This is a genomic window from Microbulbifer agarilyticus (assembly GCF_020171345.1).
Lineage (GTDB): Bacteria > Pseudomonadota > Gammaproteobacteria > Pseudomonadales > Cellvibrionaceae > Microbulbifer > Microbulbifer agarilyticus_D.
In genome coordinates, this window is the sequence record NZ_JAIUZM010000001.1 from 319,969 (window position 1) to 342,439 (window position 22,471).

General features: G+C 53.9%; 19 protein-coding genes and 1 tRNA gene. 10 read left to right on the plus strand and 10 right to left on the minus strand.

Features of this window, described 5'->3' with window-relative positions:
- Positions 1-100 precede the first annotated feature (100 nt).
- Both LCM31_RS01270 and LCM31_RS01275 read left to right on the plus strand, forming a co-directional pair.
- Complete coding sequence (locus LCM31_RS01270; protein ID WP_224866890.1) at positions 101-748, plus strand: hypothetical protein; 648 nt, start codon at positions 101-103, stop codon at positions 746-748.
- On the plus strand, positions 738-3,317 hold the full coding sequence (locus LCM31_RS01275) for a hypothetical protein (protein WP_224866893.1): 2,580 nt from the start codon (positions 738-740) through the stop codon (positions 3,315-3,317). Before LCM31_RS01270 ends, LCM31_RS01275 begins: the two co-directional genes overlap by 11 nt.
- Positions 3,318-3,548: 231 nt before the next feature.
- Here the strand turns inward: LCM31_RS01275 and LCM31_RS01280 are convergent.
- The 3 genes from LCM31_RS01280 to gltX all read right to left on the minus strand — a co-directional run bounded on the left by LCM31_RS01280 (position 3,549) and on the right by gltX (position 6,416).
- Positions 3,549-3,624, minus strand: a tRNA-Ala gene (locus LCM31_RS01280).
- 184 nt (positions 3,625-3,808) lie between these two features.
- Positions 3,809-4,720: a UTP--glucose-1-phosphate uridylyltransferase GalU gene (gene galU / locus LCM31_RS01285; RefSeq protein WP_224866894.1), complete on the minus strand. Its 912-nt coding sequence runs from the start codon at positions 4,718-4,720 to the stop codon at positions 3,809-3,811.
- Between the two features lie 220 nt (positions 4,721-4,940).
- On the minus strand, positions 4,941-6,416 hold the full coding sequence (gene gltX, locus LCM31_RS01290) for a glutamate--tRNA ligase (protein WP_224866895.1): 1,476 nt from the start codon (positions 6,414-6,416) through the stop codon (positions 4,941-4,943).
- Positions 6,417-6,739: 323 nt separating this feature from the next.
- Between gltX and LCM31_RS01295 the strand changes: the two genes are divergently transcribed.
- From LCM31_RS01295 to LCM31_RS01305, 3 genes are all read left to right on the plus strand, one after another.
- A complete protein-coding gene (locus LCM31_RS01295; protein WP_222246427.1) occupies positions 6,740-7,360 on the plus strand; it encodes a hypothetical protein in 621 nt (206 codons plus the stop codon).
- Between the two features lie 146 nt (positions 7,361-7,506).
- Positions 7,507-9,942 carry a TcfC E-set like domain-containing protein gene (locus tag LCM31_RS01300; RefSeq protein ID WP_224866896.1) on the plus strand — a complete coding sequence of 812 codons (2,436 nt, stop codon included), beginning with the start codon at positions 7,507-7,509 and terminating at the stop codon, positions 9,940-9,942.
- The gene (locus LCM31_RS01305) at positions 9,926-10,927 is read left to right on the plus strand and encodes a hypothetical protein (RefSeq protein WP_224866897.1); all 1,002 of its coding nucleotides are present in this window, start codon (positions 9,926-9,928) and stop codon (positions 10,925-10,927) included. The genes LCM31_RS01300 and LCM31_RS01305 overlap by 17 nt, the downstream gene beginning before the upstream one ends.
- A gap of 11 nt (positions 10,928-10,938) precedes the next feature.
- Here the strand turns inward: LCM31_RS01305 and LCM31_RS01310 are convergent, their stop codons facing one another.
- Positions 10,939-11,619 (minus strand): fimbrial biogenesis chaperone, encoded by a 681-nt coding sequence (locus tag LCM31_RS01310; protein WP_224866898.1) that lies wholly within the window; start codon positions 11,617-11,619, stop codon positions 10,939-10,941.
- Between the two features lie 795 nt (positions 11,620-12,414).
- Between LCM31_RS01310 and LCM31_RS01315 the strand changes: the two genes are divergently transcribed.
- From LCM31_RS01315 to LCM31_RS01335, 5 genes are all read left to right on the plus strand, one after another.
- Complete coding sequence (locus tag LCM31_RS01315; protein WP_224866899.1) at positions 12,415-13,107, plus strand: PI-PLC domain-containing protein; 693 nt, start codon at positions 12,415-12,417, stop codon at positions 13,105-13,107.
- A complete protein-coding gene (locus LCM31_RS01320; RefSeq protein ID WP_224866900.1) occupies positions 13,091-14,299 on the plus strand; it encodes a glycerol-3-phosphate dehydrogenase/oxidase in 1,209 nt (402 codons plus the stop codon). The genes LCM31_RS01315 and LCM31_RS01320 overlap by 17 nt, the downstream gene beginning before the upstream one ends.
- Positions 14,300-14,373: 74 nt before the next feature.
- A complete protein-coding gene (dusA, locus tag LCM31_RS01325) occupies positions 14,374-15,426 on the plus strand; it encodes a tRNA dihydrouridine(20/20a) synthase DusA (protein WP_224866901.1) in 1,053 nt (350 codons plus the stop codon).
- 52 nt (positions 15,427-15,478) lie between these two features.
- Positions 15,479-16,423 carry a transaldolase gene (gene tal / locus LCM31_RS01330; protein ID WP_224866903.1) on the plus strand — a complete coding sequence of 315 codons (945 nt, stop codon included), beginning with the start codon at positions 15,479-15,481 and terminating at the stop codon, positions 16,421-16,423.
- Between the two features lie 73 nt (positions 16,424-16,496).
- The gene (locus tag LCM31_RS01335) at positions 16,497-16,964 is read left to right on the plus strand and encodes a tellurite resistance TerB family protein (RefSeq protein ID WP_224866905.1); all 468 of its coding nucleotides are present in this window, start codon (positions 16,497-16,499) and stop codon (positions 16,962-16,964) included.
- A 61-nt stretch (positions 16,965-17,025) separates the two neighbouring features.
- On the opposite strand, the gene LCM31_RS01340 is transcribed toward LCM31_RS01335, so the two are convergent.
- The 6 genes from LCM31_RS01340 to LCM31_RS01365 all read right to left on the minus strand — a co-directional run bounded on the left by LCM31_RS01340 (position 17,026) and on the right by LCM31_RS01365 (position 22,373).
- Positions 17,026-17,565 carry an STAS domain-containing protein gene (locus tag LCM31_RS01340; RefSeq protein WP_224866906.1) on the minus strand — a complete coding sequence of 180 codons (540 nt, stop codon included), beginning with the start codon at positions 17,563-17,565 and terminating at the stop codon, positions 17,026-17,028.
- 382 nt (positions 17,566-17,947) lie between these two features.
- Complete coding sequence (locus LCM31_RS01345) at positions 17,948-19,222, minus strand: SpoIIE family protein phosphatase (RefSeq protein WP_224866908.1); 1,275 nt, start codon at positions 19,220-19,222, stop codon at positions 17,948-17,950.
- A complete protein-coding gene (locus LCM31_RS01350) occupies positions 19,206-20,168 on the minus strand; it encodes an MlaA family lipoprotein (RefSeq protein ID WP_224866910.1) in 963 nt (320 codons plus the stop codon). The genes LCM31_RS01345 and LCM31_RS01350 overlap by 17 nt, the downstream gene beginning before the upstream one ends.
- Positions 20,169-20,309: 141 nt before the next feature.
- Positions 20,310-21,140, minus strand: coding sequence for an HvfC family RiPP maturation protein (locus tag LCM31_RS01355; protein WP_224866912.1), 831 nt, complete (start codon positions 21,138-21,140; stop codon positions 20,310-20,312).
- The gene (locus tag LCM31_RS01360) at positions 21,130-22,011 is read right to left on the minus strand and encodes an HvfB family MNIO-type RiPP peptide maturase (protein WP_224866914.1); all 882 of its coding nucleotides are present in this window, start codon (positions 22,009-22,011) and stop codon (positions 21,130-21,132) included. The genes LCM31_RS01355 and LCM31_RS01360 overlap by 11 nt, the downstream gene beginning before the upstream one ends.
- A 29-nt stretch (positions 22,012-22,040) precedes the next feature.
- Positions 22,041-22,373, minus strand: a complete 333-nt coding sequence (locus LCM31_RS01365) for an HvfA family oxazolone/thioamide-modified RiPP metallophore (protein WP_224866916.1) — start codon at positions 22,371-22,373, stop codon at positions 22,041-22,043.
- Positions 22,374-22,471 lie beyond the last annotated feature (98 nt).

Here is a 22,471-nt window from a genome sequence, read left to right on the forward strand (position 1 = left end):
AAGATTCGACCTAAAACGATTAAAGAGTTAGCATTGGTATCAAATAATATTACTTGGCACAATTCAGTGCTAACAGAGATATCCTTTGGAAAAGTCACCAATGGCAGAGCTCAAACCCTGGCAAAAGCGTCCTTTTGAACTAATTATTCACGCAGAAACACATTTCCGTAAAAAGACGGACTACGATCGAAGACTTGCTCTTATCAGCTTTGACAACTCTATAGAGGTGTCAATTGTTACATATCTTTTATTAAACCCTATTCAAAGGGGAGAAAGACATTATCCAAGGGCAGATATCGAAAAATGGAAAAAGAATTTCCCTAGTAAAATTGAATTTTTTCTAGAAGAAGTAAATAAGAGAAAACTACCTATTCATTCAGAAAAAGCTGAAATACTCTGGTATCACGATCAAAGGAATGAACACTATCATGGTGGCGGATCTGGTGTTCCGGAAGAAGAAACATTAACTAAAATAAGAGAAATATCTCTTTGGGTATTCTCCGTTTTATTTGAGATATCAGATATTTCCAACCACTTAAAAAACGTCGTTGATGAAAGAGAGGGCAAAGTTTCCAAGATACCCGATGGCTATGCAACTCCTGAGCCATCTAAAAGCCCTCCTCCAATCCCTGTTCATCACGGCACCACACAAGAGAAATCACTAGCATTAGTATCTCTGATAGGACAATGGGATGAGAGCAACGAACATGATATGGAATTTATAAAGGGTATTTCAGATGAATTTTGAAACTTTTTTGTCTGACATTAGGGAAATCATCCAATCCGAAGACGCGCCTATAGTACTAGACAATGGAATTTGGCGCGTATTAAACCGGGAGTCCCTATGGACAAACTCATCTTCTCGGTTTTTTGACGCACATTTAGAAACCTTCGAAAATAAAGTAATTGATGTTCTTTCTGAGATTGACCCTAAATTTGACCTCCCTGTCGATCAACAGTATGCAGCAAAGATTTACGGAAAAAATTTAAAATACTCTAGCCAACTTAGAGAAGGACTAAGCGAGACTCTTGCCTTACTAGGAAACAATGCTAGCCACCTGGAAAATTGTTCAAACACCAAACCGAAATCAACGGTTTTTCGAATTTTAAAAAACATTCTAAGCAGAAAAGAATGGAGAATTTGGGCAAGTTTAGACGATCACTTACCTAACATAGCAGAAGCCGACCCAGATGAATTCCTCCATCAACTAGAAGTGCACCTCAATCAAGATCCATGCATTTTTGATGAAATCTTTCTTCTTGAAGGTGATCCAATTTTTGGATCCACCTATATCACTGGGATATTATCGGCACTTGAAGCACTATCCTGGCATGAGGATTACATTGTCAGATCAACAACAATTCTTGCCCGGTTAGCAAGTAGAGATCCGGGAGGGAGATGGCAAAATCGCCCCATAAATTCTTTAACTTACATTTTTCTACCGTGGCTCCCACAAACATTCGCTACTTTTGAGAAAAGAAGGGCCTGTATCACCTCGATTGAAAGCGAACAAAAAGAAATCGCTTGGCAACTTTTACTGAGCCTGCTCCCGAACCAAAGCCAAACGAGCAGCGGAACTTATAAACCAAATTGGATTATGGAAATTCCAAGCGACTGGAAGCCTGAAGTAAAGACCAATGAATACCATGAGCAGGTTAACTATTACACAGAAAAAGCTATAAATTTAGCATTTGGAGACACCGAAAAACTATTAGGCCTGCTACAAATACTGGATAACTTGCCAAGCCAATATCTTCACGAAATATTAGCCCACATATCCTCAACAGATATAACAGATTTAGATGAGGATGAACGCTTCCCCCTTTGGCTAAAGATTACCAAGATAGCTAGAAAGCACCGTAGATTTTCTAATGCAAAATGGGCACTAACCGAACCTTTAATTGACGATATTGAAAAATCTGCGGACACCATAAAGCCCACCTCAATCGAACTTAATAGCATTGAGCTATTTAGCCAAAGTGAACATGAACTTTACGGACCTGGAGACAACTGGAGGCAACAGAGTGAAGATATTGAAAATTCACGAATTGCGACAGTAAAAGAAATTTTAGGCGACGGCGGTTTAGGTAGAGTTCTTAATTTCGCAACGCAAGTAGAGTCTCCATTTCGTCTTGGATACTCCTTAGGCAAAGCCCTACCAATTGATGATGACTCTGCTCTACTACCTGAAAAATTGTTAGAAAAAGATGAAAAAATTGAGTTTTTAATAAACGGATTTATTTCATCAAGAATACAGAATTTTGGCTGGAAATGGGTATTTGTCGGTAGCTTTAAAAGCTGGGATAACAACCTGAAGTCAGAGCTAACCTTAAGGCTTCCATTTACCATGTTGGCTTGGAATATAGCAAGAAATGAGTTAAATGATCCCATAAATGATTACTGGAAGCATGTAAAAGTAGAGCCGTACCAGTCAAGGGGAGAACTTTCGGTTGCAGCAAAAAACCTGCTTTCCGCCTCTCGACCGCTCGCAGCGCTAAACTGCCTATCATGCGACCTTTTGAATGACAGGCCTTTAGACACTCAACTAGTAGCTGAGGCACTATTACAGGCGCCAGCCTCAAGTGAAGACGAGCCGAGTATAGATTCTTATCATTTGGTCGAACTAATAAAGCACCTACAAGATTCTCCTGAATTTCCTGAAGATCTACTGTTCAAAGTGGAGTGGGCATATCTACCAATTTTGGAAAGCCACAACGGTGGGAGTCCCCGCCTTTTGAAGAAGCGATTATCTGAAGACCCCTCTTTCTTTTGCGAGGTAATTCGGAAGGTCTATCGATCTAAACATGATACTCCCGACAGCGAAGAACAGCACGACGAACAAGACGAAACTATAAGCACAAATTGCTGGCGATTACTCCATGGATGGAATACCCCTCCTGGAGTAAGCGAAAATCTCGACTTCTACGCGTCTGCATTTACTGAATGGCTCACAAGCGTAAAAGAGTATTGCAGCAAGTCAGGACACCTTGAAGTGGCACTCAATCACGTAGGACAAGTATGCTTTTACGGCCCTTCAGACCCAGGAGGGCATTGGCTCGATTTAACAATATCTAGGGAGCTCAACGCGCCAGAGAATGAAGAAATGAGAAGAGGGCTTTACTCTCAGGCTCTAAATTCTCGAGGTGTACACTGGGTGGATCCGTCAGCCGCGCCAGAAAAGCGGCTTGAAGAGAACTGGAGAGGCAAAGCGCACCAGAGCGATGATGCAGGACTCGGGAGACTTGCCGCCACTCTTCGAGAGCTTGCCGAGCATTACAGGCAAGAAGCCGAGGAGATTCTAAGCAGCAGGAGATAGTCAAGCTCCGCCCTGATTGCGGCAAAGAAGGCAACACAGCCCCCAAAAATCTTCTCTTGCTTTAGCCCGTGAAGATCCAACCCAGCTTACAACTTGCCCACTGGCCGCCTAATCGCCCCCCCCCAATTAGTGGGGGGGCTCCACGATGGACTTAATATGGACTTAAATTACGGACACAAAAAAACCCGCTCAATGAGCGGGTTCAGAAGTCGTTGATATACAACGAAAATTTGGTGGAGCTAAGCGGGATCGAACCGCTGACCTCAACACTGCCAGTGTTGCGCTCTCCCAGCTGAGCTATAGCCCCAAAGTCGCTCTCTTACTTGGGTTTCCCCCGAAAGCGAGGCGCATTTTAACAGCGCCGCTTCGGGTGTCAACCAGAAAAACAACTTTTCAATCAATTAGTTAGAGCGTAATGAGGAGCACTCTCCTACCACCCTCAATGGATGCTGGGTCAGCCGCTGGCCCAACACCCCCCGGTCTTGCCCGGCTCAGGCCTCGGCCTCTGCCTTTGATTTCTGCTGCCCCAGAAACTTCTGCAGCCCCACGCCAATCTCCGGGTGATGCAAGCCGTATTCAAACTGGGCTTTCATGTAGCCGAGCTTGTTTCCGCAATCATGGCTGTGACCAACGATCCGATAGGCGTCAACATTTTGCACCTTCAACAACTCATCGATGGCATCGGTGAGCTGAATCTCACCACCAGCGCCCGGCTGGGTTTTTTCCAGCAGAGTCCAGATTTCCGCAGGAAGGACATAGCGCCCTACTACGGCCATATTGGAAGGTGCAGCATCAACACTGGGCTTTTCCACCATGCCGTCGATCTTGGCTACGCCACCCACTTTGAGGTCGGCCCCCAGGCAGTCCACGACGCCATATTTACTGACGTCTTCCCACTCCACAGATTCAACCATGATCTGGCTGGCACCCGTTTGCTCGAAATTACGCACCATGGCGGCAAGGTTCGAGGTAGTGAGGTCTGCAGCGTATTCGTCCACAAGAACATCTGGCAGCAAAACCGCAAATGGATTATCGCCAACAACCGGGCGCGCACAGGCAATGGCATGCCCCAGACCTTTTGCCTCGGCCTGACGCACAGAAATAACCGTGACATCACGCGGAATAATGGCGCGCACCTCGTCCAAAAGCTGTCGCTTCAGGCGATTTTCCAACTGCGCTTCTAACTCGAATGAAGTATCGAAATGGTTAGTGATGGCATTTTTACTGGCATGGGTGACCAGCACAATTTCCTTGACCCCAGCCTTTACCGCCTCATTCACCACGTACTGGATAAGTGGCTTATCGACAATCGGCAGCATCTCTTTCGGAATCGCCTTGGTTGCCGGCAACATCCGAGTCCCCAAACCCGCAACCGGAATAACAGCTTTTTTTACTGTGGTCATATTTATGTCCTTTTTCTGCAATTTACTTGGGGCTCATTCCCTGGCCCCTGAGCGGTGCGGAATTCTACATGCAAAATGTGACAACTGTCACACAGTGTCTCATTTTGATACAAATCTTTTACTTTTGGCACCAAGGCCATCCAGTAATTAGTTAGGCAAAAAAAATGCCACTCTGTACAGAGAGCGGCACTTTTTATCCGCTGCCTTTAAGGAACTACATTTAACCCAGGCTGTTGTATTCCTTCTCCCAGCGCTTCAACACCTTCTTGCCGGCGCTACCGAGGACGTCGATGGCCTGGCGCAGGCGGGCGCGGCTGAGGTCGGCGCCCAGCAGGCCCATGGCATCCATGACGGAGAAGGACGCGGTGGTTCCGCTAATGGCGACAAACAGCGGCGCGTTGAAGTCTTTGAGCTTGATGCCCATCTGGGTGGAGAGCTCTTTGACGGCGGCAAAGATGTTTTCCTTGTTCCAAGTACGCAGGGCTTCCAGACGCCACAGGGCGAATTGCAGCAGCTTCTTCTGCTCGTCCAGTTCCATCTTGTTGCCGACGAAGCTCTCTTCGCTGAGGCCGAGGTTGCCGGCGGCGAGGAAGCTGACCAGCGGCATAAAGTCGCCAAAGGTTTCCATGCGGCCCTTGGCGTGCGGCAGTACCTTGAGCAGGTTGTCGCGGTTCAGCAGCCACTTCTGCAGGCGGTCTGCCAGTTGCTCGTCTTCCAGCTCGCGGATCCACAGGCCGTTCAGCCAGCTCAGTTTTTCCACATCGAATACCGGGCCGCCGAGGGAGACGCGCTGGATGTCGAAGTGCTTGAGCATTTCGTCCAGGGTGAACTTCTCGCTCTCGTCCGGCATGGACCAACCCATGCGGCCCAGGTAGTTGAGCAGCGCTTCTGGCATAAAGCCGGCGCGCTTATAGTACAGGATGGAGGTGGGGTTTTTGCGCTTGGACAGTTTGGTTTTGTCCGGATTACGCAGCAGCGGCAGGTGGCACAGCACCGGCATGTCCCAGCCGAAGTATTCGTACAGCAGCTTGTGCTTGGGTGCGGAGTTAATCCACTCCTCACCGCGCAGTACGTGGGTGATTTCCATCAGGTGGTCGTCGACCACGTTGGCGAGGTGGTAGGTGGGCATGCCGTCGGACTTGAGCAGGATCTGCGCATCGACCTGTGCCCAGTCAATTTCGATGGTGCCGCGCAGCAGGTCTTCCACCACACAGGTGCCGGTCTCGGGCACGTTCATGCGTACCACGTAAGGCTCGCCGGCAGCCTTACGCTTTTCCACTTCATCCGCGGGCAGCGCCAGGTCACTGGGCTTTAGGGTCGCCTTGCCGGATTCCTGCAGCTGCGCACGCAGCTCGTCCAGCTCTTCCGCGGTGCGATAGCAGTGGAAGGCATGGCCCTTGGCCACCAGCTCGTCACAGTATTTCTTGTAGATGTCGCCGCGCTCGCTCTGGCGGTAGGGACCATTGGGGCCGCCGACATCCGGGCCTTCCTGCCAGTCCAGACCCAGCCAGCGCAGGCTGTCGAGAATCGCCTGCTCGGATTCCGGGGTACTGCGCGCCTGGTCGGTATCTTCAATACGCAGTACAAACTGGCCACCGTGGGCGTGGGCAAAGCACTGGTTGAACAGGGCAATGTAGGCCGTGCCTACGTGGGGGTCGCCGGTGGGGGAAGGTGCAATTCGGGTTCTTACGGTCATTGGTAACCTGATGTTGGACAAATAACTAATAAAGGAAGAAAGAAAGACATTTGAGGCGCGGCATTATATCGCCGGGGTCGTAACGCGCACAGTGCGATCCCCGCCCGATTTTCTGTCGCATTTCTGACCAAAAGAGGACTTAAGCGTCACCAGTGATAAATTCACCCGAAAAATCCGTGACTGAGATCACAGAAAAGGTATGATTACCTCTAAGTCGACGAAATTGGGGAAAAAACCGCCAATCCACTGTGGTCGACGCCAGGGCCAGCTCATAAAATGCGCGCCCCACAACGATAACACTTCGGGATTTAGGGAAATCTACAATGAAAAAATTTGCGCTTCGCTCTCTGGCAGCCGCTGCGGCTCTGACAGCAGCTTCCTCCGCCTTCGCGGCTACCGATGGCACTGCAGGCTCTTCTTCCACTGGTGATGCACTGATCACTCTGGAGCTGAGCAAACTGATCTCCATTGCGGGCCTGGACGATATGGACCTGAACTTTGGCAACGGATACGCAGCAGTAACCGAGTTCTGCGTCGGCCAATCCGGCGGTGTGCGCCAGTATGACGTTACTCTGTCCAGTGCTCATGCGACAGCGGCCGCTACCGGCACCGGCCAGTTTGGCGGCAACGAATTCCAGCTCTGGAACAATGACGGCGCCAACGCCGATTACATCGGTTATGACGTAACTTATGTGCACGATACCGACGTATCTACTGCTGTAATTGATGGCACTCCGGTAGCTGCAGGTACCAGCGGCGCGGCGATCGGCACCAGCTTTGGTGATGCCGGCGAAGACCGTCTGGGCGCGCTGAACTGCACCGACAGCGACGGTGTTAATGCGCGCATCGACGTCGTAGTCCCCTCTGCGGAACTGACCAAAGCCAGTCAGGTTGGCGTGACTACCTTCACCGACACCCTGACTGTTACTGTGCAAGCACTGTAATAGCGCTCGGCCCGCTACGGCGGGCCAACTCTCCATCCCTCATGAAGCGCTTCACAAGGCGCGCGATTCTCGGCGCGATACTGCTTCCGATCTCAACCACTGTATGGGGTGCCACCGCAGCATTCACCCTAGAAACCGCTGCGCCCATGGGATTTGAAGAACTCACTGAGCCCACGCCGATTGTTCTCGACGTTTACTTCGGCGGCAGGCTTCTCAGCCAGAATATCGCCGCTACCGTCGACCTCAATACCCTTACCTTTTCTGACCCCCAGAAATTATTCGAATTGCTTCCCGCTCTTGAGGACCCGCAGCCGGTGCTTGAGCGCTTACAACAAGCGCTAAAGACTAACAGCCACCTGATATGCCGAACTCGCACGCAGACAAAGTGCGGCCTTGCGGATGCCGAAATTCTAGAGGTTATCTACAACCCGGATCAGTTTCGCGCGAATATTTTTATTGCCTCGGATTACCTCGCCAATGCCACCTTGTTAGCCGACCCTTTTTTACCGCCTGCAACCAACCGCTTTGCCATAAGCCAGCGATTGTCCGGCAATTGGTCTGGGGCCAGGGACCTCTCGAATAACGAGGATATTAGCGGCCAAAACTTCACGCTTTTTTCAGATTCCGTGGTGAGCTTTGGCGAAGCATCGATTCAGGCGAGAAGCTCTTTCAGTAACTCAACGATCCAAAATTCGGAAAACAATACGTTCCGTCTATCTGAGCTTTTCTGGACGCGCGACTATCGCGGTCGAGCTATTTCTGCCGGACTATTCCAGCCGGCAGGTATCGACAGCCCGTTTCTGTCCACCCAAGGAGTTTATGGAGCGGAATACTACAGCTCCAACAATACCCGTATGGACTTGGAAAGCCGTACCGGTACACCCATTGAAGTCTTCATGCCGGTCTCCGGCCGCGTGGAAGTGTTCCGCAATGAGCAGCTTATCCACAGCCAGATGCTTGAAGCAGGAAACCGCCTGCTCAGCACTTATGCCTTCCCGCAAGGTTCCTACGATGTCCGTGTCGTGACCTATGCCGAAGACGGCAGACTGCTCGCCGAAAGCCAACAGTTTTTTGCCAAGGATTCACGCCTTCCTCCTGCTGACGAATGGCAATGGAATCTAGTGGCTGGCGCTCTTTCTCAGCAGACTTTTACGGATAGCCTACCAGAGGTGTCTTCAGACTTTCTGATACAGGCAGGCGCGGCCAGACGGCTTGTGGATAATTTTGGTCTTTCAGGCAACCTTGCCGCCAGTGAAAATTCGCAGCAAGTCGAATTGGGCGCGCGTTGGGTCAGTAAATATATTGACGTGACACCAAGCTGGATGACTACCGATAGCGGGCGTAAAGGCTATCGTGTAAATGTGTCCCTGCGCAGCCCATGGGCCAACCTGACACTTCAGGAGGCACGGCTTGATTCGTCACAATCAGACGAGTTTGAAGAAAGCGTGGATCTGCTGAGCCAGGGTTATGACTACCGTACCGTTTCAGCGGTAATCCCTCTTTTACAGGGCCGTATTAGCGCCCGCTATTCCGAAAGGGCCTCCGGTGTTGCCAGTAGCGACCTGCAGCTCCAGCTCGCGGATACCGCCTATTCCGGTAATCGATTGAGTACTGTTGAGCTGCAATACCCAATTTTGCGCAGTCGTAGTTGGATTGGTGACATGCGCTTCGGATTTAACAAAAGCGAGGCAGACCAAATTTGGACGCTGAACTTTCAGCTGCGCCAGTACAAGGGCCGCTGGAGTAACAGTGGATCTTTACGCACCGAATCCGGCAACCGCCTGGGAGACCGACACTTTGGCGGTATAGGCACAACCTGGCAGGATGGTGACCTGTTGGCCGCAGAACTGCAAAACCAACTGAATTTTGAAGCCACCGCGGACAGCCGGGCAATACGCAACAGCACCCGATATGCGGGCCGCCGTGGCAGTTTGACATCCAATCTCAACTACCTCGCGAGCAACCAGGATACCCTGAGCTATACCGGCCGCTTTAATACGACATTCGCCAGTGACGGCGAACACTTCTCCTGGGGCGGCGAGAGTACTTATAACAGCAGTATCCTGGTGGACATTGAAGGCGCCAAAGAGGATCAGTTTGAAATTCTGGTCAACGGCAACCGTCGCGGCTATGCGAAAGGGGGCGAACAATCGCTGATTAGCGTACCCGCTTTTGAAAACTACGATATTGCCGTACGTCCACTAGGCGATGGCTTCTACAGCTATACCGACAACAGTGAGTCGATAACCCTGTATCCAGGAAATATGGCCAGCACGCACTATGAGATCAAAACGCTCATACTGGTGCTGGGCAAACTTGTCCGCGACGACAAGCCCGTGACGGGTGCCACCTTCCGTATCGGTGAGCAGAAAACCAAATCTGATAACAATGGAATCTTCCAGCTCGAATACTATGCTGCCCCAGGTAAGAGAAACTTTTCCTATATTATTTGGAATGATTGCGAAGTACCGCTCGAGAAATTACTCGGCGACCGCAGCTGGCTAAACCTGGGGACGATTGATCTGAACAAGGCAAGTTGTGATTTTGACCAGGAGGGGCAGCCACTTGCGTCAACTCACTAAACTATTTCTGCTGTTATTAGCGCTAACTCTCTTGTCCGGCAATAAAGCCTTTGCCAATGACTATTGCTCCGTCGACTTTGCGCTCAGGGTTTGTAATCTGGATGGCGAAACACTGGATCAACAGTATGCAAACGGTACTGGAGAAAGTGCCGATCTGAATTTTGAAGTGCAAAGCTGTAAGTGGCAGTCCAACAAGAATGCATGCCACCCATCCAACTTCCTCGCCTATCTCGTGTCAATTACCGCAGATAATGACGGGACGAACTTCTTATTGACCGGCCCCGGCAATGTGACGCTGCCGGTATCCATCAGTTATACCGACGCAACCAATTTTAGCGCTGCCATTCCCGCGGACGGCAGCGAAGTGGAAATGAACGGCACCAACACCTTGCAGCCGGTAGCGATTACCGTAACGGTGGATCCGCTCGCAACACAGGGACTGGCTCCGGGCACTTACAGTGCACCATTTACGTTCGCAGCCCGCCAGACCGGCGGTTGTGGCAGCAGTGGTTGCACCGAATTTAACGATATCGCTTTTACCGTAAACGTCACCATTCCTTCACAAATTGTCGTGAGGCGGCTGAACGATATTCCGCTTATCCGACCCGCCAGCGCCAGCCAGCCGATCATGCAGCGGGAGGATATCTGTGTTGGTGGGACAGGGTTCAGTGAATACAACGTGTCATTCTTGAGTGAGAATGGCACGACCGGAACGGGCAGTGGAAGTTATCCGTTTCAGCTCAATGGCAGCAATACTACGGATGCGATGCCATACGAGGTCGCGTTTGCAGGATCAATCTCGGCGGTTAGCGGAACCTCCGCTGCAAGTGACGGCACCGTGCCGGGCACCTTCACCCGCACAACCGACCTTTCCTGCAACCTCGATAATGCGACCATTTTTATCACTGTGCAGGCCTCTGACTGGACGAGTGCCGTCGACACGCAATATACCGATACCTTGCATATTACGGTGACGCCAGAGTAACGCCCCGGGCGTTACAGTGGTAGTTTTACGGTTTCCGACTTATCCCCATCAAACGCGCGGACTGCCAAATAGCCGCCTTTTTTATCCAAGGGAACTCGCTTTTCCGCGCCCGGGTACAGTCTTCCAGCCAGCTCGACAGGTGAACACTGCTGCTCTGATACACAGTGCTGAACGCCAATGATTTCCGCATTCACGGCGCCGTTGTTTTTCAGGTTGATCTGGTCGCCAGAGTGCTCGAGCTGCAATGCATAGGTTCCGCCGACCGGCTGCACAAAAATCAGCGCCTGAAATGCCACCAGGACTTTTAAGCCCGATGCCTCTGTGGTGATTTCTCCTACCACCGGCTTAAAGGTTACCCGATAGACCCTTTCCCGTTCGATTCCAGATTCCACATTCATCAGGCGAAAACGCTTTTGTGCCCCTGCTGGAATCACGGCCTTGCTCGGGCTAATCAACAATTTAAAGTCTTCGGGATTCACGACAGGAACAAGCTTTTCATTTTCCGTCCCCGGGTTATCCACGCGGAACACTTCTGTCTGGACGTACAGAGTTTCCTGATCCGGGTTGTACACAACGATGTCTTCCCGGGCATTGGGAATCGCGTCCATATGGACGATCATTTTATCCAGAGACATCGCCGCCCAGGCCGGGCCGGCCACACAGATAAGCAGAACTGCCAAAAGCTTTTTCATAATCCGCTACTAGCTAAATCGTTTCGTATTTGTAGCCATTTTAAGGGGCTGGTGCGGATAAACAACCAGAAACATCCGGGATTTTTTAGGGGCGATTCAGGCTCTATTCAGCGGCGATGAGCACTTGTTTTGGTGAGGGCTGCTCGCCATCCGATGAGGGGAGAGGGATACAGGTTTTGCCACCAGAATAACGAAGTGAATGGTAACCATCAGGTATTGTCGACTCAGAGTCTGACACAAGCCAACTTACCCGAAAGGCACTTCTGGGGAAGTGGTGTAAACACAGCGTGGGGGATGTCGCGGAATGATGCCCGGAAAACTGAACGGATGTACGTTCGGCATTGGCAGCATTGGAGCCCGAGGCTTCGAGCGTGACGCTGGGAGGCAGTATCAGGCTTATGCGAACGGTTCCTGTGGCCGTTTCCCCAACACTACTGGCAACCGTGATCTCGGTCCCTCCCACACCTACCCCCAATACCACAAGAGGCAGTAACAGTAGCCCACTCCACGAGCATAATTTCGCCGTTTTCTTCTGCGGGAACACCTTCGTCAACGAAACTTCAGATGCCAGTGCCAACTTCAATACCTCTAACACAACGATGCGAGCTTCTTTCAGTGTAGGCGGGGTCTCCCGAATGACTGCGTGTAGGAGGGATGCGGAAAAACGTGGCGTCAAAGCATGCGCCACCAGTTCCTTGCAAGCGGCCACACAGCAACTATTTTTCAATTAGAGATTTTGCGGTATCTCCCTCCTTTTCCACACAATAAGGCTACGCCTGGCGGGAACCCCTATCGATGTTGATTGCGCACTTAGGCGACAAAATCCACCATCCGGAAAATACCCTTGCCGCCTTCGAGGCCGCCCACGGTCTTGGCGCCTGCGCCATCGCCACCGAAGTACAGTTCAGCAAGAACCAGACACCCTGGTGCTGTACCGGTGATGGCATGGCATTCCCTCAGGCTGCGATCTCTGCGCCGCTGCGCTGCCTGAAAGACAAAGACCTCAGGACTCTGCCTCTCAGCAGTTTTCAGCAGCTGGTGAATTGGGCCAATCGCCACCGACATCTCGAGTGGTTTGTGGAACTGAATCCCGACACGTTGGCGCAGATTGGTGCAGAGACGGCCATTGAGCGCTTACTGGAGGACATTCACGGCCCTACGGACAATTTCGTTCTACTCACTTCGGACCTGCGCAGCCTGCGGCTGGCACGCAATCAGGGTTTTGATGTGGTGGCGCTGCGGGTGCCGAGTGTGTCTTATTGCCTGTCTGCGGAAGTGGTTACCCTGGCGCCGGATTACCTGCTAATTGACCAGACGGCGGTGGACTGTCAGGAACTGCCCCCGGGCCCCTGGCAATGGGTCGTGCATGAAATCAATACCACCCAGGGCGCGGTGCACTGGCGCCACCGGGGTGCCCACCATATTCTCACCGGCAACCTGCCGCTGCTAATGCGTTCGCGCGAGGCCAGCAATGTCTACGGAATATGATGTTCTGGTTGTCGGGGCTGGCATTCAGGGAGCGGGCGTTGCCGAGGCGCTGACGGCCGAGGGCTACCGTGTGGCCATTCTCGAACAGGAGGCCATCGCCTGTGGTACGTCTTCACGCTCCTCCAAACTGATCCACGGCGGACTGCGCTATTTGGAAAGCGGCCAACTCTCACTGGTGCGTGAATGCCTGAACGAGCGTCGCTGGCTGCTAACCAACAAGCCAGACCTGGTGCATATGGTGCCGTTTATGATCCCGGTGTACCGGCACAGCCGCCGCGCACCCTGGAAGATCAGACTCGGGCTAAGCCTGTACGCACTGCTGGCCGGGGTGTTTTCTTCGCAATCCCGTTTTCGCAAGATCAATATTCACGATCACCAGGCTCTTTCTGGGCTGAATAGTGATGACCTCATCGCGGTGTACCGCTATTTCGACGCGCAGACCGATGATGCGGCGCTAACACAGGAAGTCATCCGCACCGCGGAACGCGGTGGCGCAGAGTTGATCTGCCCGGGAAGCTTGGTGGGCGCGGAAGTCACTGACCGCTTCGTGCGTGCGGATTATTTCCATCAGGGGCAGTTAAACACCCTGCACTGCCGCACGCTGGTGAACTGCACCGGCCCGTGGATTAGCGAGACCAACAGCAAGTGCGCCCCCGGCGCCAAACTGCCGCCCCTGGAGCTGGTGGCAGGCACCCATATTCAGGTACCACTGAAAATCTCTAACAAGATTTTTTATGTGGAAGCGGAAGACGGTCGCGCGGTGTTTGTGATGCCCTGGCAAGGCGAAACCTTGGTAGGTACTACCGAGCGCCCCTACCACGGTAATCCTTCCGAGGTAAAACCGACGCTCGAGGAAAAGGCGTATCTGCTGCGGACCCTGAAGCAATACTTCCCGGAAACCCGCCCGCTGCAGTTAAGTGAGCTCAGCGACAGCTGGGCCGGTTTGCGTGTATTGCCAGGCGCCAACAACAACCCCTTCTCCCGCAGCCGCGAAACCATGATCTGCTGCGACGATGACAAACACCCGCGTATCGTAGCGGTAGCAGGTGGCAAGCTCACCAGTTATCGGGCCACCGCGCGCAGTGTACTGAAAAAAATACGGCCGCAGCTGGACTCAAACCGTGACTGGAGCCCTGCGGCAATGGCCTCGGAACAGAGCAGCAAGGAAGGAGCCAAGGAGCGTAACCTCTAGTAGTACTTGACTAGGTACTTGATGCCCTGCTGCCTGTTATACTGCGGGCAGAATTTCCCCCTGATTTGCTGGTTATGTCCGACGCACCCTCTTCCACTCCATCTTCTACCTCTGCGGCAACGAACCCGGCCTCGCGCCCGACCTCCGGCACTGCCACTGCGGTATCCCATCGTTTTTGCACCGCACCGCTGATGGATTGGAGCGACCGCCACTGCCGCTACTTTTGGCGGCTGTTCAGTAAAAACGCCCTGCTGTACACGGAAATGGTGACCACCGGTGCGATCTTGTTTGGCAACCAGCAGAGCCACTTGGACTTTAACGTGGAGGAGCAACCGGTGGCGCTGCAGCTAGGTGGCAGCGACCCGAAAGACCTGGCGCGCTGTGCGGAAATTGCCGAGCAATGGGGCTACAGCGAACTGAACCTGAACTGCGGCTGCCCCAGTGACCGGGTGAAAAAAGGCCGCTTCGGCGCCTGCCTGATGGCAGAACCGGATCTGGTGGCTGAATGCCTGGGCGCCATGCGCGAGGCGGTTTCGATCCCGGTGACGGTGAAGCACCGCATCGGTATCGACGATATGGAAGACTACCCGGGGCTGACACGCTTTGTGGAAGCGCAGGCGCGGGCCGGCATTACCACCTTCATTGTGCACGCGCGCAAGGCCTGGCTGAACGGCCTGAGCCCAAAGGAGAACCGCGAGATACCACCACTTAAATACGACATGGTGTATCAGCTGAAGAAGGATTATCCGGAGCTGGAAATTGTGTTGAACGGTGGCATCAACACCATTGAAGAGTGCCAGCACCATCTACAGCTGCTCGATGGTGTTATGCTCGGGCGCGCGGCGTATCAGACGCCAGCGCTGCTGGCTGATGTGGACGCTGCCCTGTTTGGCGGTGAACCGGGGCCAACCCCGGCGCAGGTCGTGCAACAGATGTTGCCGTATATTGAGCAGGAGCTGACGAAAGGGCAGCACCTGAAACACATTACCCGCCACATGATGGGGCTGTTTCAAGGCGTGCCCGGCGCACGCCGCTTCCGCCGCCACTTGAGTGAGCGCGCGCACAAGGCGGGCGCCGGACCGGAAATACTGGAGCAGGCGCTTGGACTGGTGACCAGCGCTGCCTAAGCGCAAGAACGATTTTGAATACAGGTTTTAACGATAAGGACGTGGGGACGAAATGAACAAACTGGAACAACTCAAGAAGCGCAGCCTCGTGGTTGCCGATACCGGCGATATCGAAGCTATCCGCCGCTATCAGCCGCAGGATGCCACCACCAACCCGTCCCTGCTATTGAAAGCCGCACAACTGCCGCAGTATCAGCAGCACGTGAAAGACGCCCTGGCCTGGGCGGAAACCCAGGGGGGCGATGTGATTGCCCAGGCTTCCATGAAGCTGGCGGTGTCCATCGGCAAGGAAATTCTGCAGATCGTCCCCGGCCTGGTTTCCACCGAAGTCGACGCGCGCCTGTCTTTTGATACCCGCGCCAGCGTGGAGTACGCCCGCCGCCTGATCACCCTGTACGAACAGGAAGGCGTGGGCCGCGAGCGCGTGCTGATCAAGCTGGCCTCCACCTGGGAAGGCATTGCCGCAGCCTCGCTGCTGGAGAAGGAAGGCATCCACTGCAACCTCACTCTGCTGTTCAGCCAGTGCCAGGCGGTGGCCTGTGCCGAAGCCGGCGTCACCCTGATCTCCCCGTTTGTAGGCCGCATTCTAGACTGGTACAAGGCCAGTACCGGGCGCGATGACTACACTGCACAGGATGACCCCGGCGTGCTGTCGGTGGACAGCATCTACGAATACTACAAATCCCGCGGTTACCCCACCATTGTGATGGGTGCCAGCTTCCGCAACACCGGCGAAATTGAAGCCCTGGCCGGCTGTGACCGGCTCACCATCAGCCCCCAGTTACTGCAGGAACTGCAGGACGATGAAGGCGAGCTGGCCAGTGGCCTGAATGAAGACGTTGTACCGCAGGCCAAACCGGAGCAACCGTTGTCGGAAGCGGAATTCCGCTACCAGCTGAACGCCGATGCCATGGCCACAGAGAAGCTTGCCGAAGGTATCCGCAACTTTGTCGCGGACCAGCTCAAGCTGGAAGCCCTGCTTGAGGAAGCGCGTTAATTCCGCGCGCTCTTCATTGCGCCCTTCCGCGCACCCTGCAACGCACAAGACACACAATCAGGAGCACACCACCATGCTGCATCAGCTTCGCAAACTGTTCGAACAGATTGGCGCTGGCGAAAGTGTGGAGGTGCGCCCGGAAAAAGATGTACGCATGATCAGCGCTGCGTTGATGGCGGAAATCGCCACTGCGGACCAAAAGGTGGATGCGCGTGAGCGCAATGCTCTGGTGCGGCTGTTGCGGGATCACTATCAGCTGGACGAAGCCACCGCCGAGGACATGGTGGAGCGCGCGCTCACCGAGCGCAATGAAGCCACCTCGCTGTACGAATTCACCCAAACCGTAAATGATAACTTCAGTGAACGGGACAAGTACCTGCTAGTGAAGCAGATGTGGGTGGTGGCCTTTGCCGATGGGGAAATTGACGCGTTTGAGGAACACCTGATACGGCGGGTGGCAGAGCTGATTTACCTGCCCCACGGCCTGTTTACCCGCGCCCGCGCGGAGGCGCGGGACGAATCACAGTTGGACGCGGATTAGGCCGCTGGAAACAGATTAGAACAGTCTCGAGAAATAAAACCCGGGAAGCGTTCGACAGGGGTTAGTGATTCGCGGCAGACTTTCGCTCGGAACCGGTGTGGGATTTGGTGGCGTGCTCGGTCTCGAGCGCATGCACTAAGTCGCGGAAAGTCTCTTCGTTCTGCTCGTTCATACTCATCAGCACCTTATGCGCTTCCAGCACCATTTCACGAGCACTGTGCTCATCGGGTGCGTGGCATTGCAGAGGTACGGGGCTTGCCTGATAGGCATCATTGTCGGCATCGCCGGAAATTTCCATCAGCTCCTCAAAGCCCATGGAATCCAGCAGGTGTAGCAGGCCGCGGTCTTCACACAGTACAAGCGGCTTGTTGCCGTTGCTCGCTTCGCAGCGGAAAGCAATTTTCGCCATCAAACCCAGGGTGGTACTGTCGACACCTTCGGCGTCGTGCATATCAAACACCACACCGCGAAAATCACTGTGCGAAAACATCTTGTCGATAAAGCTATCGAAAGAAGTACACAGATTGAGGCGCACATCACCCACCAGTTTGACGACATAAATGCCCTGGTGGTCACCAACCATTATCTGCCCGGACTGCATAGTTGACCTCAAGCACACCCTGCCCTGATCCCAGGCGAGGGTGCGAGACGGTTAAATTGCGGCTTTTGGCCGCAGCACGCTTCCTTGTGCATAGCTGGTGCAAACAACAGAACCGGCTGCCAATGCTTGGTGCGCCCGTACCGATTGAATGCCCTTGATTTGGCGGAGCTTACTCCTGCCCGACAGCGCTGACAAGACCAGTGTGACTCCCCTTGTGGATAACCGCAGAAAATCAGGCTACTCGGGGGACTTCAGCCACATGATCAGTCTCACACGGCTCTGCTGAACCTCACATGAACCGAGAACCAACACCTGTATGAAAGTATGAAGCAATATCTGGGCCGAGTGGTGACCGGCAGGCCACATGACCCGATAGAAAACCTTAGTCAGCGATAGGGTCCTGTCGCATGGTAAGAATGGCAATATCGTCCGGCAGGGATTCCGCGATATCCACCTTGAGCGCCGCACACAGGCTGTTGAGGTCGCCGCGGCTGTTGTCGATCATCTTCAGCAGCGCCTCCTCTTTTTCCAGCAGGTTGCCCTCCAGTAATTCGAGCACGCCGTCGGAGCAGGTCACCAGCCGCCAGCAGGCGGGCAGTGCAAGATGGCGCACCTCCCAACCGCCGCGGTGGAACAGCCCAAGCGGACGCCCCTTGCCAGGCAACCAGTGCGCCCCTTCTTCGGTGACCAGCGCCGGCATCGGTACCTGCCCGGCAACCGCATAGTGCAGCTGGCGTGCACGGCTATCCACAACACCGACAAACATACTCGCGTGCTTGTCGAGACTGGTGGCTACCAGCTCCGCATTGATCATTTCCAGAACGGCCGTGATGTCCTGATCGATGGTATCGAGCTGGCTGAACAAGGGGCGCTCGCGCAGCAGGTGCATAATGCTGTGCTTTATCAGAGCGGTGATCAGCGCCGAAGACACGCCGTGACCGGATACGTCCACCAGATAAAATGCGACAAATCGCTCGCCGAACAGGCCATAGTCGACGAAGTCACCACTCAGGTACAACGATGGTAGTAATCGATAGGCCGCCTCAATACCCGCGGGATACTGGTAGGGACTACTTGGCAGTAGATGCTGCTGAAGTTGACGACCCGCCTCGTGATCTCGCTGCAGGAGTTCAATATGTTCCTGCATTTCGCGGTTGCGGGCCTCCAGCTCTTCACGGTACGCGCGGTTCTGCTGAGTAAGCTTTCTCGATTCCGCGACACGGGTAACCGCGTGATCAATCACCCCGTCATCGGCAATGGGTTTTAACAGGTAATCGCTGGCACCAAGGCGCAGTGCCTGCACCACATCAGTTACCGCACTGTCGGAGGCGACCACCACCACCGGAGTTTCGGCACTCAGCCCCTTCACCTTACGCAGGACTTCAAGCCCACCCATATCCGGCAGGTGCAGGTCGGTAATTACCAGTTCGAATTTATCCGGGTCAAAACTAGCGATCGCGTCCAGGCCGCAATGAACCAAGGTTACGGTGTAACCTAGTCGCGACAGGGAATTTTGCAATTGGCCGCAGCAGGGTTGATCGGGATCGATCAGCAGCAGGCAGTGACGCTCGCTGACGCTTTCGGTGGCGTCAGCGGCTGCGTCTGTCTGAGAAGTGGACCGGGTGATGTCCGATGCCGTATCAGAAATCGTATTCATCCATATCGCCGCCGAAGTCGTCTTCCTGTTCACCATCGTTGATCAGGTACTCTCGGCGCTGCAGGTAGGCATCGCGCATTAACACATAGCGGTCGCGGTCGCCCTGTAGGAGGGACTCCGTTTGCAGCAGACTGGCGCGAGTTTGCACCACATTCAATAACTTGAGGGAGTACTCCACCGAACTGTTATCGACATAGGTCAACGGGTTCGTGTACCACATTACCACTTCCCCGGGCACATCACGCACCGTTGATGGTCCGAGTAAAGGAACCACCAAATAGGGGCCCGAGGGTACACCCCACACGGCCAGCGTTTGCCCAAAGTCTTCGCCGTCACTGGGTTCCAGTCCCATATATTGGGCAACATCCAGCAACCCCACCAAGCCGACGGTACTGTTGATCAGGAAACGGCCGGTGTCATTGCCTGCCTGCCCCCATTTCCACTGCAACACACCGTTTAGTACGTTGTTGATTTCACGCAGGTTGGAGAAGAAGTTAGAGAAACCGGTCTGCATAAAGATCGGCGTGATCTGGCGATAACTGACTGCGGTCGGCTTTAGAAACCAACGATCCGCGGTATCGTTAAAGCGGAACATGGCGCGGTTAAATCCCTCCCAGGGATCGCGCTGTTGTGGCTCTTCCGCGCTGGCAAATTCATCTGCCGGGTCAAAGCCGTATTCGTCTTCGAACCCCGCGCCAAACTCACCGGAGGCATCGGTGCTCGACTCGGCATCGCCCGCACCGGCACCACCGGCTGCCTCGCCTTCGGAGGCAAATGGATCTGCCGCAGACGCATCACTGGCGCCCGGCTCATCTGCAGCCGGTGCGACTGAAGGGGTCTCGTTGGGAATTTCCGCGAAAGGATCGGATGATTCCTGCGCCAGAACCGGCGAAGCCGACAGGAGTAAAACCAGGGTCCACGCGGACATATGTGTGCGGCTAAGCAAATCCCTGCTCCTCGCAAATAGATGACGTTTATTCAAACCAGAGTTCTTGTTTCCGTTTGCGCAATCTTAACACCGGTATTAATGCCAGCATAGCAGCTGGCCGTTTTGGTCAATCGCGCTGAGCGGTATGCCTGAAAGGGCTTAGGCTCCGCGGAAACCGGCAATAATGTCGAGCCGATGTAACTTTTGTACCAACTCCACCCCAAATCCCAGTAATTGCTCTGGCTCCGGATGCTGCATGTCCTGCGCAAGCTGTAATAACAGTTGGCGAGCGCTCTTTGGCGCACTGGCTTCGGCCTGGGCCTTTTCCACAAGCTGCAATAAATGCAGGGTTGCAGGGTTGGCCTCCATAAAACCCACGTCGTCTTCGCGATTGCGATACACCACCAGGCAGGTAGGCTCGGCGCCGGGCTCCAGAGGCTGGAACCCAGGGCCAATTTGATGCACCGGGTAATGGTAACTCAGGCGCCACGCGAGCGGTGACGCAACTGGCGCCATATCCAACGTTTCAGCTGACGAGATGCCCACGCTCACATCTTCCGGGAATTTTTCAGGACTCACATCCAGCGCCAGTTCCACCCATTCGTAGTGCGCCAACTCCAGAAGGAATGGAGCGTCCTGCTCACTGGCGGGCGACTGCGCGCGCTCGTTCTGCAGGTAATGCAGAAACTCTTCACTGATCTGCAGGAAATAGGGGCTGTGGGAGCAATGCCGCTCGACGAAGTCCCGCACCATGGCATGCCAGACATCGTCCGCGATTATACTGCGCAGGACCGGAAAACCGCCGGAAATAAAGGATTCAATGTTGTTGTAAATCAGATCCCGATAGATGCCCATGCGGCGATCTTCAATCCCCGCCGGTGCCGCCACCTTTGCAGGCGCGCGCAAGTGTGCAGCAAAATAGCGCTGCATCAGTTGAAAGCCGGCATTCTTTTCCGCCACAGAGTCATCGAGCACATTGTTATCGGCCATGGATGACCTCCGCGAGCGGAGATTCGGCACTGCGCGTGTGCACTCCGGCGGCCGCTTGATATTGGCGGATCTGGGCAACTTCTTCACACAGTTCCGGCAGTGGCGGAATATTGAAATCCCGTTCGAGCAGTGTGGGCATCGGGCCGAAGGCCGCGTAGGCTTTTTGCAGCAACGCCCACACTGGATCAATCACCGGCGCGCCATGGGTATCGACCTTGAGGTCTTCAGCCTCGTCAAAGTGCCCCGCCACATGGACGTAGCAAATACGTTCCGCAGGTAGCCCCAACAGGAACTGCTCGGGATCGTAGCGGTGATTAACCGCGTTTACATAAATATTATTGACGTCGAGCAACAGGTCGCAGTCGGCTTCCTGCAGTACCGCATTGAGGAATTCGAGTTCGTCCATTTCCTGGCCGGGCGCGGCGTAATAGGAAACATTTTCCATGGCAATGCGTTGCTCGAGAATATCCTGCACCCGGCGAATTCTACCGGCCACATAGCGCACCGCTTCTTCGGTGAACGGAATCGGCAGCAAGTCGTATAGGTGCCCATGGTCCGAGCAGTAACTCAAGTGCTCGCTGTAACAGCGAATATTGTGTGTCTTGATAAAATCTTTGATCGAACGCACCAGCGCCTCGTCCAGAGGCGCCGGAGACCCGATGGACAAAGAAAGTCCATGGGTGACGAACGGAAAACGCTCGGTGAATTCACGAAACCAGCGGCCGTAACGGCCCCCAACCCCAATCCAGTTTTCCGGCGCCACTTCGAGAAAGTCGACATCGGAGGGCTTGAGCGTTTCGCCCATCATCGAGCGCCGCAGTCCAAGACCTGCGCCTTGGACCGGGTATTGCCGTTGCGTGTTGGTCATCATATGACTATCAGCTTATGTGCCAGACTGAATTATCCGCCACACTTACCTTCACCACATTTACCTTCTTTCTTTTTACCTTCGCCGCACTTCCCTTCGCCGCACTTACCTTCTTTCTTTTTACCTTCTTCGCCGCACTTACCTTCGCCGCATTTCCCTTCTTTCTTTTTCCCTTCTTCGCCGCACTTACCTTCGCCGCATTTACCTTCTTTTTTCTTGCCGTGGTCATCCGCAAGCTTCAGGTTGTAACCCGCGGTCAGCTCGGTCGCGGTGAACGGGTTTGCAGCAGTGGATACGCTGAGGGTCGCGGAGGCGATAAAAGCAGCACCAACGGCCGCGGCAAGAGGCAGATTCTTCTTGTTCATGGCAGATCTCCTGATCAAATATCAAAATTTAAGGCTCTTCACGCTCGCGGCGCGAACACCGCCGCTCCCGGATTATAGTTTCCCGTGAAGGGGGCGCC